The organism is Oceanobacter antarcticus, from assembly GCF_044962685.1.
In the GTDB taxonomy this organism is placed as follows: domain Bacteria; phylum Pseudomonadota; class Gammaproteobacteria; order Pseudomonadales; family Oceanobacteraceae; genus Oceanobacter; species Oceanobacter antarcticus.
Genome location: NZ_JBBKTX010000017.1, coordinates 33661 through 46962, shown reverse-complemented (window position 1 = coordinate 46962; position 13302 = coordinate 33661). Strand labels below are relative to the sequence as shown.

Annotated in this window: 11 protein-coding genes; 4 read left to right on the top strand and 7 right to left on the bottom strand. The window is 54.8% G+C overall.

The genetic code is table 11. From position 1 onward, the window contains the following. Window positions 1–4: 4 nt before the first annotated feature. Window positions 5–952 (bottom strand): LysR family transcriptional regulator, encoded by a 948-nt coding sequence (locus WG929_RS14075; protein ID WP_416206557.1) that lies wholly within the window; start codon window positions 950–952, stop codon window positions 5–7. A 159-nt stretch (window positions 953–1111) separates the two neighbouring features. Between WG929_RS14075 and WG929_RS14070 the strand changes: the two genes are divergently transcribed. Then, complete coding sequence (locus WG929_RS14070) at window positions 1112–1903, top strand: class II aldolase/adducin family protein (protein ID WP_416206556.1); 792 nt, start codon at window positions 1112–1114, stop codon at window positions 1901–1903. A gap of 10 nt (window positions 1904–1913) precedes the next feature. Here the strand turns inward: WG929_RS14070 and WG929_RS14065 are convergent, their stop codons facing one another. Further along, complete coding sequence (locus WG929_RS14065; RefSeq protein WP_416206555.1) at window positions 1914–2057, bottom strand: hypothetical protein; 144 nt, start codon at window positions 2055–2057, stop codon at window positions 1914–1916. Between WG929_RS14065 and WG929_RS14060 the strand changes: the two genes are divergently transcribed. The 3 genes from WG929_RS14060 (at window position 2056) to hpaI (ending at window position 5229) form a co-directional block, all read left to right on the top strand. Continuing rightward, entirely contained in the window at window positions 2056–3093 is a 1038-nt protein-coding gene (locus tag WG929_RS14060; RefSeq protein WP_416206554.1) for a TRAP transporter substrate-binding protein, read from the top strand. The two genes, WG929_RS14065 and WG929_RS14060, sit on opposite strands and share 2 nt — an antisense overlap. Window positions 3094–3244: 151 nt before the next feature. Further along, entirely contained in the window at window positions 3245–4213 is a 969-nt protein-coding gene (locus WG929_RS14055; protein ID WP_416206553.1) for a ketopantoate reductase family protein, read from the top strand. Window positions 4214–4407: 194 nt separating this feature from the next. Beyond that, window positions 4408–5229, top strand: coding sequence for a 4-hydroxy-2-oxoheptanedioate aldolase (gene hpaI, locus WG929_RS14050; RefSeq protein WP_416206552.1), 822 nt, complete (start codon window positions 4408–4410; stop codon window positions 5227–5229). A gap of 75 nt (window positions 5230–5304) precedes the next feature. Here the strand turns inward: hpaI and WG929_RS14045 are convergent, their stop codons facing one another. The 5 genes from WG929_RS14045 to fadB all read right to left on the bottom strand — a co-directional run bounded on the left by WG929_RS14045 (window position 5305) and on the right by fadB (window position 13294). Then, window positions 5305–6561: an ABC transporter substrate-binding protein gene (locus WG929_RS14045; RefSeq protein WP_416206551.1), complete on the bottom strand. Its 1257-nt coding sequence runs from the start codon at window positions 6559–6561 to the stop codon at window positions 5305–5307. Window positions 6562–6837: 276 nt separating this feature from the next. Beyond that, window positions 6838–7857: a hypothetical protein gene (locus WG929_RS14040; protein ID WP_369856942.1), complete on the bottom strand. Its 1020-nt coding sequence runs from the start codon at window positions 7855–7857 to the stop codon at window positions 6838–6840. A 374-nt stretch (window positions 7858–8231) separates the two neighbouring features. Further along, complete coding sequence (locus tag WG929_RS14035) at window positions 8232–9905, bottom strand: long-chain-fatty-acid--CoA ligase (protein WP_416206550.1); 1674 nt, start codon at window positions 9903–9905, stop codon at window positions 8232–8234. Between the two features lie 10 nt (window positions 9906–9915). Continuing rightward, window positions 9916–11094 (bottom strand): acetyl-CoA C-acyltransferase FadA, encoded by a 1179-nt coding sequence (fadA, locus tag WG929_RS14030; protein ID WP_416206549.1) that lies wholly within the window; start codon window positions 11092–11094, stop codon window positions 9916–9918. A 10-nt stretch (window positions 11095–11104) separates the two neighbouring features. Next, entirely contained in the window at window positions 11105–13294 is a 2190-nt protein-coding gene (gene fadB / locus WG929_RS14025; protein WP_416206548.1) for a fatty acid oxidation complex subunit alpha FadB, read from the bottom strand. Between the last annotated feature and the right edge of the window lie 8 nt (window positions 13295–13302).

Sequence of the window (13302 nt, the reverse complement as noted above, 5' to 3'; positions counted from 1 at the left end):
AACGCTAAAGCGGCGTCTCGGTCGTCACCCAGATGCCGTCGTCCACCAACTGCTGGCACTGCTGCCGGATCGCTTCGACCACTCGTATAAACGCGGCGTTTTGCTTGTATTCGTGCAGGTATACCAGGTTCATCTGGCGAGTCATGTCCGGCTCGATCAGCGGGAGCAGTTTCACCTCTCCCTGATGCACTTGCGGGTAAGCCGCCGTCGTCGAGCAAATCATCAAACCGTAGCCTTCCGCCACGTAGCGCATGCTGGTCAGTAGTTGGCCGAAAGGTATCTGCCGTTGCAGCCGAACACCGGTTAGCCGTTCGTACTGTGCGACTCTAAAGCCCAGCGAATCCTGTTCGCTGGTGTACATCACCTGGTAGTTGGCCAGTTCACTGAAACGGAGGCTGTCGCGACTGGCCAGCTGGGCATAATCACCATCCGCTCGGGTGCTCACCGCCAGAAACAAGCGTTCGGTCAGTAGTGGTTCGCTGACCATACCCATGTGCGAGCTGGCATCTTCCGGGCACACCAGCACGTCCACTTCGCCTTTGCGCAACTGCTCATACAAGCGGCTGGACAAACCGGTGTACAAATCCAGTTCTATCCCTGGATAGCGCCGGTTAATGTCGGCAAACAATGGGATTGCCAGGGCGTTCCCGGTGGGTTGTGTCATACCAATCACCACACGACCAAACGGGTCGGCGGCAGACTCCTGCAAGGCAACCTTGGCACCCTCCAGCTGTTGCAAGGCCGTGCTGGCAACCGGCAAAAACCGTTGTCCTGCCGCTGTTAACCGCACGCCTTTGTGGTCGCGTTCCAGCAGTCGGGTTTTTAATTCATGTTCCAGCGCGGCCAGTTGCTGGCTGATGCTGGGCTGGGCGATATCCAGCTCACGAGCCGCCGCCGCGATGGAGCCGGTGCGGGCGCAGGTGATCAAATACAGCAATTGTCGGGTATTCACGCTTGTGATCCATCCATATCTGAGTACTGGCACAGACTGCCAACACAAGGCTATCAGCTTTACCTATAGCCCCTTCCATAAAGATCAGTCTACCCGCCCTTGATGTCAATAATTAACATGCTAACAAAAATAACCTCTCCTCTACACCGGGGTAACACCATGACTGATGTGCAGAATGACGCCTTGATCCGCGACCAAAACAATTTCAACAAGCCAACCCGTTTCAGTGCAGAAGAATGGCAAGCGCGTGTCAAGCTGGCAGGCACCTATCGGGTGTTCGCTTATATGGGCTGGGATGAAGGCATCTACAACCATATTTCGCTGCGTATTCCCGGCACTGAATATTTTCTGATTAATCCGTTTGGGCTGCATTACAGCGAGGTGACGGCCTCGAATCTGGTGAAAGTGGATATCAACGGCACGTTAATGGGTCATTCCGACTGGCCCATTAATCCGGCCGGTTTCACCTTCCACGGTGCCATTCATGCCCAGGTCGCCGACGGTCATTGCGTGATGCATGTTCACACCACGCCAACACTGGCGGTGTGTTGTCTTGAAGATGGCCTGTCTTACAGTAATTTTTATTCGGCCCAGCTGTACGGCAAGGTCGCCTGGCATGACTTTGAAGGGATTACCGTGCACGCCGATGAAGGCAATCGCATTTTGGCCAGTGCTGGCGACAAACCGGTCTTGATGCTGAAAAACCACGGCCCGGTGATTATTGGCCATACCCTGGCCCAGGCTTTTTCGCTGATGTGGCTGGTGAACCGTGCCTGTGAATGCCAGCTGGCGACGCTGAGCATGGGCAAGCCGCAAAGTATTGCTGAAGATGTACTCAAGCGCTGTGTCGCAGATTCGTTGAATTTCGATCCGCGTTTTGGTGCCGGTGAAGATGCTCTGGCAGCGTTTATTCGGCTGGTCGAGAAGCAGGATCCTTCGTTCAAATACTGATACTAAGCGGTTAGCCAGTAACACCGGTAACACCGGTAACACCCTCAAGACCTGAAACACTCGTTAGTTCGACAGTGTAGTACCCGGTTGCAACCACCTGTCGTCGGGTACGCCATAACAATAAAAAATAACCAACGGTAAAAGAGCGAATCATGAAATATCTTGTCAGCTTGTTTTTTAGCCTGCTGCTGTCTGTCAGCGTCCAGGCACAAACCACTATCCGCATCGCCACCTGGTTGCCGCCGTCCAACCCGCAAAACGCGGAGGTCTGGCCAACCTGGATCAAATGGGTTGAAGACGCCACCGAAGGCCGTGTTACGGTAAAACTGGAGTACGGTATGGGCCATCCCAAATCGCTGTTTGCGCTGGTGGAAGATGGCGTGGTTGATATGGGATTCAGTGTGCTGGGCTATATTCCGGGGCGCTTCAAACTGCCACTGGTGGCGGAGCTGCCGAATATCAGTAACAGCGCCGAAGCGACCTCAGTTGCTTTGTGGCGCACGCAGGAAAAATACTTTGCCAGTGCCCATGAATTTGACGGCCTTGAATTACTGGGGATGTTCGTCCATGGCCCGTCCCAGATTCATACCCGCAACCGATTTGATACTCTGGAAGAACTGTCGCAGATGAAAATTCGGATTGGTGGCGGTCTGCAGGGGCCAATCGCAGAACGTCTGGGTGTCACCCCGGTACAAGCACCTGCCCCAAAAACGTATGAAATGATGCAGCAAGGCGTGGTCGACGGCACCTTTATGCCAGCACTGGAGCAGAAATACTCCCGCCTGAGCGAAGTCAGCCAGCAACTCACGGTTATCCCCAAGGGCCTCTACGCCAGCTCCTTTGCCTTCTTTGCCAACCCGGAGTTTATGGACAGTCTGGCTCCCCGTGACCGCGACGCCATTCTCAGTGTCTCAGGTGAAAAGCTGTCCGCTCTGGCAGGACGTGCCTGGGAAACCGGCGACAAGGAAGGCTACAAGACTGCCCGTGCCGCAGGGGTCAAGATCCTGCAATTACGCGAAGAAGACGCGCTAACAATCGCCTTCCGTGACAGGCTGGCGTATTTGCCGGAGGAATGGGTTATCAGTGTTGCAGATCGCAACGTCGATGCTACCCAGGCAATGAATTACCTGAAACAACAGGCGCTGTTTTATGAACAGCAACACGCTGTCAATCACGTTGAGCAGCCGTAGCCAATTCCCGTAACAAGATCCGTCACACAGCCGTGACACGGACAACAACACCCGCTTGTCCGCGTTCGATTTCGATAATGATTGGCGGCCAGATCCGCTCCGGGCTTTCCGGCCGTAACGGATCATCCGCAGGTATTCAGGAGAATAGCCAATGAACGTATGTATTCTGGGGGCCGGTGCCATTGGCGGTTATATCACCGCCCGTTTGTCGCAACAGGGCTGCCACGTCAACCTGATTGCCCGAGGCGAAACGCTGACCCAACTGCAACAGCATGGCATCGGCCTGATCGAAGATAATCAGCCGGTGCAGTATTTCCCGGTGAATGCCGTGGCACAGGCCAGTGACTTGCCGCCACAGGATCTGGTGATTATCGCCGTCAAGGAGCCAGCACTGGCGGGACTGGTGCCGCAATTACGCCATCTGGTCAAGCCCCATACCCGTATTGTCACCGCTATGAACGGCATTCCCTGGTGGTTTGGTGCCGGGCTGCCAGGCGGCGCGGCGCTGCATCTGGAACCGCTCGATCCTCATCATCACCTCAGTGCGCTGATGCCCGCTGAACAGGTGATCGGTTGTGTCCTGCACATGGCCTGTACTTGCCCGACGCCAGGTGTGATTCAGCACAAGATGGGTAATCGCATGATTCTCGGTGAAGCCCTCGGCGGCCCTTCCGCAGCGCTGGACGGCATTGCCAACTTACTCACCGGTGCCGGGTTTGATGCCAGCACCACGGATCATATCCACAAGGACATCTGGTTCAAACTGTGGGGTAATATGTCCCATAACCCGATTTCAGCACTGACCCGAGCCACCACCGACCAGATCATCGCCGACCCGCTCACCCGGCAGTTGTCGGAAGACATCATGGCCGAAGCCCAGCAGGTGGGAACACGTATCGGCTGCCAGCTCGACACCACTCCGGCCTGCCGCAATCAGGAAACCCTCAAACTCGGGGCCTTCAAAACGTCCATGTTGCAAGACGTGGAAGCGGGGAAAACCCTGGAGATCAACGCCTTGCTGGGTGCCTTCTGCAATCTGGCGCAACAGCTCGGAATTGAAACCCCGTTTGCCACCACGGTATTGGGCCTGGTACGACTACTGGATCGGCAGCTGTTGTAACGCAGCTGTTGTAACGCAGCTGTTGTAACGCGGGTGTTGTAACGGAGATCGAGTGTTGGGGCCGGGTATTGGAGGCCGGGTAGAGTAAATCCCGTTAATGGCTTCGTTAATTGCCATTAATGATGGTTTGAACCGGCCACCACTTTCTCTCATGATCGGGTATGTCTATCTGATCCATAGTTGAGGAATCTCCAATGCCTGCCCCGATTAATCATTTCAAGAATGCCATCCGCACAGGTGCCGTACCGGCCAACCGTGCCCAGATAGGCCTGTGGCTGGGTCTTGCCAACAGCTACACCGCCGAGCTGCTGGCCGGAGCCGGCTTTGACTGGTTATTGATCGACGGTGAGCATTCCCCCAACGATTTGCGTACCATTCTGGAACAGTTGCAGGCCATTGCGCCTTACCCGACGGCACCTATCGTGCGTCCAGTCTGGCCAGATTCCGTTCGTATCAAACAAATTCTGGATCTGGGCGTACAAACCATTCTGGCCCCCATGGTCGATACTGCCGAACAGGCTGCGGGGGTCGTGGCGGCCACCCGTTACCCGCCAGAAGGTATTCGCGGCGTTGGCAGCCCACTGGCGCGTGCTTCCCAGTTCAACCGCACGGCGGATTACCTGGAAACCGCCAATGAACAAATCTGTGTGCTGATCCAGATTGAAACCGCCCTGGGAGTAACCAACCTGGACAGCATTCTGACCGTCGAAGGCGTTGATGGTGTCTTTATTGGCCCCGCCGACCTGAGCGCCTCCATGGGGCATTTGAACAACCCCGCCCACCCGGAAGTCCAGGCCGTGATCGAAGACTGCATCGCCCGCATTGTCAAAGCAGGCAAGGCTCCCGGCATTCTGATTGGCGATGAAACCCTGGCCAAACGCTATATCGACCTCGGCGCCATGTTTGTCGGTGTCGGTACTGATACCGGTTTGCTGCTGAAATCTTCGGCTGAGCTGGTTGGCCGTTTCAACCCGGAGAAGGCACCGGCAACATCAGACGAGCCATCGGTCTATTAGAATTACCGGACAGCTGACCCAGACAGGCGGCGCTGGCTGTCCGGGTCAGTTACGCTGGCCAGTCCGACAAGCCAGTTATTCAAGATACGTGGGTTTGCCCGCTTTGGTACGCACGGCTTTCCACTCGTCATAACTCCGCACCAGCTCATCACCACGAAATGACTGCAGCACCTGAAAGAAGTTTTCCCTATATTTGTCCTGAATAACTTCATTCCGGGGCCGCCCTTTGACCAGATAAACACTTTGTACATTCTGGTGATCAAATGCTCGCCACACCTGTTCATCCTTGAGCGCAGTGTAACGATGACCTTCCAGCGCCTTGATAACGCTATCGGTGTCCAGCGTACCCGCACGTTCAACGGCATCCTTGTATTGATAAACGATGTTATAAGCCGAAGCAGCCGGGCTTGACGGGTACTGGTCATATTTTTGGACGTAGGCTTCAACAAAACGCTGGCCTTTTTCGTAACCCAGTTCATAGGGGATATTCCAGCTCCAGGGCACCGTACCAATCACTCCGTCCAGCAGATAAGGCCCGGCATTACGCGCCATCCCCAACGTAAATGCGGTGGCAATAAGCGTCAGGTTTTCCGTAGCAGGATTATTTTTGATCATCCTTAACATGGCGACGAGATTTTGCCCGCCCAGTGTGATGACCAGAGTATCAACGCCACTCTGGAGCACGGCGTCCAGTGTCTCTGCCATTTGCTGGTGACGAGGTTTGGGAAAGGGTAATAAAAAAGACGGATGCACCACCTTGTCGGCCGTACCCGACAAGCCTCTGAGCGAAGATTCTGTCGACCAGCCCCAACTGTAGTCGGCAGTGATATAACCGATCCGATCCTTGCTATGATGCTCCAACAGGTATCCCGCCAGCGACTTGGCCATCATCCAGGAGTTATGACACTCACGGAACATATAGCGGTGGGCTTCTTCCCCCGTCGTCTGGTTGGCATAACTCAAGGTGCCAAAATACAGCAGCCCATGCTGAGCCGCTTCTTTTCCTGCCGCAATAGTCACCGTGCTGGTGACACCGCCAAACACCATACTGACGCCCTGTTTTGCCATTTGACGGACATTGTCAATCGCCTTTTCCGGTTGCGAGGCAGTATTCGCGGTTATCAGTTCAATGGGACGTCCTTCCATACCGCCGTTTTGATTAATCTCTTCTACCGCCAGCATGGCCCCCTGGGCCTCCGCAATACCATCGGAAGAAAAGCGGCCGGTTGAGGGGTAATTCAACCCGAGTTTGATCGGGCCACTGGCGGCAGCGACCTGGTTGGCCAGCGCGACAACAATCAGCAGAAATGCAGCGCCGAGGATATTTTTCATTATTATTTCCTGTCAATGAGCGAGCAAAGTTAAGGGTATGGTATTAGCGTTACCTATATCGGCCAATTTCGTCGTAATCATGACTGGGCACAACCTCAAAAAAAGCCCGGAAAGATTCCGGGCATGGCCATTATATTAGCGGCTGTATCTGAACCATCTTTCGCGAGTCAAACGAAGGAGAGCGATGGTAATTCGCAGCAACGCAGCACAAGGTTAATGATTCAATTTCAGTCATGCACATTGAAGCATTAACCTGAGCGGTGTTTCCAGGATCAATCAGAAGCTCACACTAATACCTGCCAAAAAGTTGTTAACCGAATGATCGTACTGAGCACCTTCCACATACAGGTAGGATTTGTCACCCGTCTGGTATTTCACCTTGGCCATAACACCGCTGTTATCCAGGGCGTCGTTGTCATGATTTTTATTGGCATAACCCAGGCTCGCCGAAACCCGTTGGGAAAGACTGGTTTCTGCCACTACGGCATAGGAGTCAAAATCACCGGAGGGGTGTTTATCGTTCATTTCATAGGTACCCCCCAGAGAAAACGAACCAAAATCATAACCAATAGTCGCTGCGGTACGGTTATAGGTTTCCGGCACCAGCTTGTCACTGACCATGACATTACCCAAACCGGCATTAAACCCTTTTTTGTTGTTATACACAAAACGCCACACCAGTGCATCAAGGTCTTCTTTATTATAATCGTCAATGGTTAATGCGGCGGCAATAAAGCGGACGCCACCAGCAAATTCAGGTGTGATATAGGCGACGACATCGTTTGCCTGTTCGATTTGCGCAAAAATGGCACTTGGCCCGGTTTTGCCGTGCATGCGGTTATATTCAAACTTGTCGACATTACCGTACAGCTGGGCCCACTGACCGGAAATAGTACGAGGAGCTACCAGGAACAGACCATAATCGGTAATCACGAAAATCCGTGCGGTATGAACGTCAACATCGCCTTCAGAATTGCCGTTATCCAGGTCGGAAGATTCACCAGAAGTCCAGGTTTCACCGCCGCTGTCTACACCGTTCAGCTCACCGGCAAAGTCGGCAACAAATTGATACTTCAGCTTCACGCCACTTTCGGTAATGTACATGCCATCCACACCCAGATCGGCCTTGAATGCCCAGACATCGTAGTCACGGGAGCCTGCCTGCAAAATACCGGCATTCAGTTTGCCGGAAAAATTCGGCCCTTTATGAATATCACCTTCCGCCTGCACAGCAGTAGCACCAACACCGGCCAGCAGCGCCATGGACAACACCATCACTTTACGATTCAGTTTCATGAACAATCCTCATTTATTATTATCTTGATTAAATATTCATCATCATGAAAGGCAGCGCCTTTCGATATATATCGAACAAGCAAACGAATCCCCGACAGAAAATCTATCGTTATAAAATGATCCGTTTCATCGCCAATAGACAAGCCGATCCATTGCGGGCTATATATGCTCGTAATCTTGACTCATCCGATGACTTGACCTTCAGGGTGTATCTAAAAATGTAGCGCGCGATAAAAGAACAAGGCAAAAATCGACGAAAAAGCGCAGCTCATTATTGATAAATGAGCATTTTGAGTCGATTTTTAACGCTGTCATTTCGAGCGCAGTAATTTATAGATGTGCCCTGCAGCCAGTTTATTAACACTCTGTCACTGTTACATCTGGATAATGCGGTTTTCCTCCTCCTGAATTTCGCGCCATAAGACCTTACCACTGCCAGACTTTGGCAATGCATCCACAAACCGTATTAAACGGGGAATTTTATAGGCAGCCATATGCTCACGACTCCACTCGATAATATCAGCGGCCTGAACATTCGGATATTCAGCAGCCATCACAACCAGTGCCTTGACGGTTTCACCCCGTTTCGGATCTTTTTGAGCAATTACACAGACTTCCTTGATAGCCGGGTGGCGATACAACACCGCTTCCACCTGATTTGGCCACACTTTAAAACCTGAGGCGTTAATCATCCGTTTAATACGATCCACGATAAACAGATACCCCGATTCATCAACATAACCCAGATCACCGGTACGTAAATAACGCAGGCCATCCAGTTCGATAAAAGAGTCGTTATTGGCTGTTTCATCCTGCCAGTAACCCACCATCACCTGCGGCCCGGCAATCAATACCTCGCCGACGTCGCCTTCCGGCATATCGGCCAGGCTATCGTGATCAACAATACGGCAGTGGGTATTAAACACCGGGATACCGGCACAACCGGCTTTCGGGGCCTGGGGCGGATTAGCCGTTCCCGGACAGCAGGTTTCAGTCATGCCATAACCTTCCAGGAAGGTAACGCCACAGAGTTGGTACAATTTGGCCGCAACGGCCTCCGGCATGCTGGAGCCGCCGCCAAACATCACCCGTAATGACGACACATCGCACAACTCAAAGCCCGGCATATTAATCAGGTCTATGGCCATGGTCGGCACCGCTGGCCAGACGGTGACATGAAAATTGTGAATGGCATGGGCGGCGACCTCACGATCCCAGCGCGGCAGAATAATCAGCGTGCTACCCCGTGCCATCGCGGTGTTCATGCCTGCCTGCAAGCCAACGACATGGAACATCGGCGCAACCGCCAGAATCACATCCTCACGACCAATACCGAACCAGTCATACACGCCGCGCAAGGCGTGTTGCACATTGATATTGTTGTGCATGCAACCTTTCGGGCTACCGGTGGAGCCGGAGGTATAAGGCAGCATCACCAGGTCATCCATCACCAGCTCGGCCATGGCAACCTCCGCAGTGCATGACATGGCCTGCTGCCAGCGGACAAAATGCGGGTGCTGGTCGAGATCCGGCGGGCAGTCCTGCTGACGAATAGCCGCCGGAATCGGCAGGTCAGTAGCAGTACGCAGATAATCCTGGTATTCAATCCCGACCACCTGGATATCACGGCGATCCATCACCCCGACAAACGCGTGATGAAGCTCCAGCGCAGCAAACAGCAAGGTCGCCCCACTGTTGTCCAGCAAGTACGCCAGTTCGTCTTCAACATACATCGGGTTCATTGGCACCACGACTGCACCAAGGCGCAGAGCAGCGTAGTAAGCGATCACATACTGCGGGCTGTTTTGCGAAAAGATACCCACCCGATCACCCTTGCACACACCGGCGCTCGTGGCCATCCAGGCAGCCAGGCGACACACATCGTTGTGCATCTCCTGATAGCCGATACAGGTTTCATAAAACACCAGCGCTGGCTTGTCGGCACACTCGGCCACCGAGTGTTCAAAATTCTGGTACACCGTGGTTTCTGGCAGTTCCAGGTCTTCGGGCTGGCCCGGTGGCCAGACGGAAAAGTTCTTCTGATACATAGCCCGCTCCTCAGTCCAGACGCTCAAAGATGGTGCTGATTCCCTGTCCCATGCCGATACACATGGTGGCCAGGCCCAGCGTGGTGTCTTGCTGTTGCATCACGTTCAGCAGCGTGGTGGAGATGCGTGTTCCCGAGCAACCGAACGGATGTCCGAGAGCAATGGCTCCCCCGTTGAGGTTGACCTTGTCGTCCACCACCTCCAGCAGATCCAGATCCTGCAGCACCGGAATCGCCTGCGCCGCGAAGGCTTCGTTTAATTCCACGGTTTGCATGTCCTGCATGGTCAGACCGGCACGCTTGAGCGCCTTGTGGGTGGCAGGCACCGGGCCATAACCCATGATTGCGGCTTCACACCCGGCGACGGCCATCGAGACGATTCTGGCCATGGGCTGCAACCCCGCTTCACGGGCGGCCTTGCCCGACATCACCAGCATGGCGGATGCGCCATCCGCCATGGCCGACGCTGTACCTGCGGTAATGGTGCCGGTTTGTGGAATAAACACCGGCGGCAAGGTCGACAGCCCTTCCAGCGACACGTCGGCACGAATCACTTCGTCTTCCGTTACCGCGATCAACACACCGTCGGCGTCGTGACCGTCAATGGCCATCAATTCGTTGGCGAAGCGGCCTTCAATCGTGGCTTGGTGAGCACGCTGTTGTGATCGGTAGCCAAAGGCGTCCTGCATCTGGCGGCTAACACCATGTTTGCGCCCCAGGGCTTCGGCAGTCAGACCCATGTTCATCGAGTGACTGGAGATCGAACGGCTCAACTCCGGGTTGATGTCGATGCCGTGGGTCATGGCGAGATGGCCAATGTGCTCGACACCACCGACGATAAAAGTGTCCCCCAGACCGGCGCTAATGGACGCGGCGGCGGTGTGCAAACCGGCCATCGACGAACCACACAGGCGGTTAACGGTTTGTGCCGCAATGCCGATAGGCAAATCAGCCAGAATCGCCACACCTTTGGCGATGTTCAGCCCCTGCTCCAATGTCTGGTTAACACAGCCCCAGATCAGATCTTCGACTCGTTCGGGGTTAAAGTTCGGGTTACGTGCCAGCAGCCCTTCGACCAGACGCGCGGACAAGCTATCGGCCCGTACATGGCGGAATACGCCGCCTCGTGAACGACCCATCGCAGTACGGGCTGCATCAATAATGACGACGTCGTTGTCTTTGAAATTCATGACTGATTCCTCAAACCCGGTTAGCAGATGCTGAAGTGACGGATGAAGTGGCTGATTCTGGGGCGTAAAAACACTGGCCAGCGGCGGCCATATCACGCAGGCGCGCCGTTGGCTGGTAGGCCATGCCGAGATCGCTGTAGTGGTCGCACTGGCTGACAAAGTCTTGCAGCCCTACGCTGTCCATGTAGCCAAACGCTCCACCAAGATAACGGGGGAAACCCACGCCGTTGATCAACGCCACGTCGATATCCGCAACCGCATCGGCAATACCTTCTTCCAGACAGCGCATCGCTTCCAGACAGAGCGGAATCATCATGCGCTGCACAATGTCGTCGTCCGTCAGCAGCAGCGAACCACTGACGACCGACTGGATAACGTCGTACGCCGCCGGATCGGAGGATTTCTTCAGTTTGCCGCGCTTGTCGGCTTCATAGCGGTAGTAACCGGCACCACTTTTTTGTCCCAGACGGCCCGCAGCAAACAGGGCATCGGTCGGGGTTTTGACGCCGGTCAGATAACGATCCGGGTAGGCAGCGGCAATCAGTCCTTCAGCATGATGACCGGTATCCATACCGACGATGTCGGCCAGCGTGGCCGGGCCCATCGGCCAGCCAAAACGTTCCATCACCTGGTCGATACGTTCGAAATCCACACCATCTATTACCAACCGGGCGAAGGCGTGTACGTAGGGCAGTAATACCCGGTTGACCAGGAATCCGGGGCAGTCATTCACTACGATCGGGACTTTCTTCATTGCCAGCGCATACGACACCGCCCGGCTGACGGCGGCATCCGAGGTTTGCTCACCACGAATAATTTCCACCAGCGGCATACGATGTACCGGGTTAAAGAAGTGCATACCGCAAAAGTTTTCCGGCCGCTGCAACTCACTCACCAGTTCCTTGACGGTCAAGGTCGAGGTGTTGGTGGCCAGCACGCAGTCACGGCCAACCTGTTGTTCCACTTCGGCCAACACTGCCCGTTTGATATTAGGGTTTTCCACCACTGCCTCGACCACCAGATCAGCATGGTCAAAGCCCTTGTAATCCAGCGTTGACTGAATACGCTGGCTGGTGGCCAGCGCCTGTTGCGGTTGCATTTTCTTGCGTTTGAGTTGGCCCAGCATCAGCCGGTTAGCTTCGGCCGTACCAGCCTCCAGCGCTTGGCTGGTAATGTCTTTCATCAAGATCGGGGTACCGGTGGAGGCGCTCTGATAAGCCACTCCACCTCCCATAATGCCGGCACCCAATACCGCCGCCTGGGCGACCGCTTGGCCAGTGTTGGCATACTGGCGATTTTTACGTTTGAGGGCCTGATCGCTGAGGAACAGGTTCACCAAACTGCGGGATACGGCCGTATTGGCCAGCTGAATAAAGTCGCGGCTTTCGTGTGCACCGGCAGTTTCACGGTTCATCCGCACACTGGCGCGCACCGACTGCACAATGGTACGTGCAGCCGGATAATGATCACTGCTGAACATCGACACCATGCCTTCGGCGGTGTCACAGGCCATCGCCAGTTCCAGTTCATTCAGGGTCATGGCGCGGGTCTTCAGACCACGGCGGGGCAGATATTTGAGGCGACCATCTACCGCCTGTTGCAAGACTTTCAAGGCGGCAGCGGCGAGTTTGTCGTCGGCGACCACCGCATCCGCAACCCCTGCCCGCAAGGCGTCAGCGGCTTTCATCGGCCGCCCCTGAGTCATCCAGGTCAGGGCATTATCCACCCCGATCAGTCGCGGCAGACGCACGCTGCCACCCCAACCCGGCATAATGCCCAGATTCACTTCCGGCAACCCCAGGCGCGCTTGCTCGGTCACCACCCGGTAGTCGGCACAGAGCGCCAGTTCCATACCACCACCCAGGGCTTCACCCCGAACAGCGGCTACGGTCGGAAAGGGCAGATCTTCAATCCGGTTAAACAACCGGTGCACCTTCATGCTGTAGTCGAAGATGGTATCGGCGCTCTGGGCAAAGCTGTCACAGAATTCGGTAATGTCGGCACCGGCAACAAAGCTGTCCTTGGCACTGGTGATCAGCAGTCCTTTGATCGATGCCAGCGGCAACTGCGCAATCGCCTGCTCCAGGCTGGCAATGGCGGCCTTGCTGAGGATATTCATACGGGCATCGGCAGCGTCCAGAACCAGCTGATACAGGCCGTTTTCCATTTCCTCAAGGCGAACGAAGCTCTCCACGTTCATAAGGTGGT